This window comes from Burkholderia sp. LMG 13014, from assembly GCF_905232215.1.
Taxonomy (GTDB): domain Bacteria; phylum Pseudomonadota; class Gammaproteobacteria; order Burkholderiales; family Burkholderiaceae; genus Burkholderia.
Genome location: NZ_CAJNKE010000898.1, coordinates 1 through 1,715, shown reverse-complemented (window position 1 = coordinate 1,715; position 1,715 = coordinate 1). Strand labels below are relative to the sequence as shown.

The 1,715-nt window shown below is 68.7% G+C and carries 2 protein-coding genes; both read right to left on the bottom strand.

What is annotated here, in order from left to right; genetic code table 11:
* Positions 1-27 precede the first annotated feature (27 nt).
* Complete coding sequence (locus JYJ84_RS35950) at positions 28-1,419, bottom strand: amino acid permease (RefSeq protein ID WP_175222720.1); 1,392 nt, start codon at positions 1,417-1,419, stop codon at positions 28-30.
* Between the two features lie 106 nt (positions 1,420-1,525).
* A partial coding sequence (locus JYJ84_RS35945) for an FAD-binding oxidoreductase (protein WP_205190234.1) occupies positions 1,526-1,715 on the bottom strand: 190 nt, incomplete at its 5' end.

The following is a 1,715-nucleotide window of genomic DNA, read 5'->3' as shown; positions in this document are numbered from 1 at the left end:
CAACAGCCGCGACTCAGCGCATGACCGTCACACGCGCTCGACGCCGAGCCCGACACGCGTCGACCGCGCGGCCGCCTGCAGGTGCCGCGAACGCCGGTAGATGATCGCCATCAACGCCATCACCGCCGCGCCGGCATACAGCGACCCGCGCGTCGACGGATCGACGCCGAGCATCACGAACACGAACGCGACGAACACGAGACAGATCCACGACGTGACCGACGCATACGGCATGCGGAACGCCACCGTCTCGCCGCGCGCGGCCAGCGCGCGCCGGAACCGCATGTGGGTCAGCACGATCATCGCCCAGATCACGGCCACGTCGAACGACAGGAACGACATCAGCCAGCCGAACACGCGCGCGGGAATCACGTAGTTCAGCACCACGCCGACCGACATGAACAGCACGGTCGCCCGCACCGCACGCGACGGTGATCCGCTTGCGCTCAGCGCCGCGAACGACGCGGGCGCGAGGCCGTTGCCGGCCATGCTCGACAGCATGCGCGCGCCGCTGAACACGATGCAGTTGAAGCTCGACAGCGCGGCCGTCACGACCACGAAGTTGACGATGCCGGCCGCCTGCCGCAGCCCGAGCGATTCGAACGTCGTCACGAACGGGCTGCCGTGCTCGCCGAGCTCGTGCCACGGATACAGCGCCATGATGATGAACAGCGCGCCGACGTAGAAGATCAGGATGCGCCACAGCACCGAGTTGATCGCGCGCGGAATCATCTTCTGCGGCTCGCGCGCCTCGCCGGCGGTCAGGCCGATCATCTCGACGCCCGCGAACGAATACGCGACGATCGGCAGCGCGCTCACGACCCCGAGCACGCCGTGCGGGAACACGCCGCCGTGGCGCCACAGGTTCGACAGGCCGACCGGCACGCCGCCATGGCCGATCCCCGTGAACACGATCAGCGCGCCGCCCGCGATCATCAGCACGATCGTCACGACCTTCACGATCGCGAACCAGAATTCCAGCTCGCCGTACACCTTCACGTTGAGCAGGTTGAATGCCGAGATCGCGGCGATCGCCGACACGACCCACAGCCACTGCGGCACGTCCGGAAACCAGAAGCCCATGTAGATGCCGATGGCGGTCGTCTCCGCGACGCCGACGCCGACCATCAGCAGCCAGTAGCTCCAGCCGACCACGTAGCCGGCGAACGGCCCGACGTATTCGAACGCATACGCACCGAACGAGCCGGACACCGGCCGGTGCACGGCCATCTCGCCGAGCGCGCGCATGATCAGGAAGATCATCGCACCGCCGATCAGGTAGGCGACAAGCGCGCCGGGCCCGGCCGCCTTGATCGCGGACGCCGAGCCGAGAAACAGGCCGACGCCGATGGCCATGCCGAGGGCCATGAACGAAATCTGGCGCGCGCCGAGCTCGCGCCGCATCGTGTGCTGTTGCATGTTGTCTCCAGTCGTTGATCGTCGCGGCGAGCCGGATCGGCCGGCCGCTGGATGGAGCGGCCGGCGTCGTGTGCCGGCCGCCCTGCTGCAGCGCACGGTCGCCGGTTCAGCGGCCGTGCAGAAAGCGTTCGACGCGAAACGGCGCCGGGTCGACGAACGGCTGCGTGCCGGTCATCAGGTCGGCGACCAGCCGGCCGGTCACGGGGCCGAGCGTGAAGCCGTGATGCGCATGCCCGAACGCGAACCACAGATCGCGGTGGCGCGGCGCCGCGCCGATCACGGGCAGCATGTCGGGC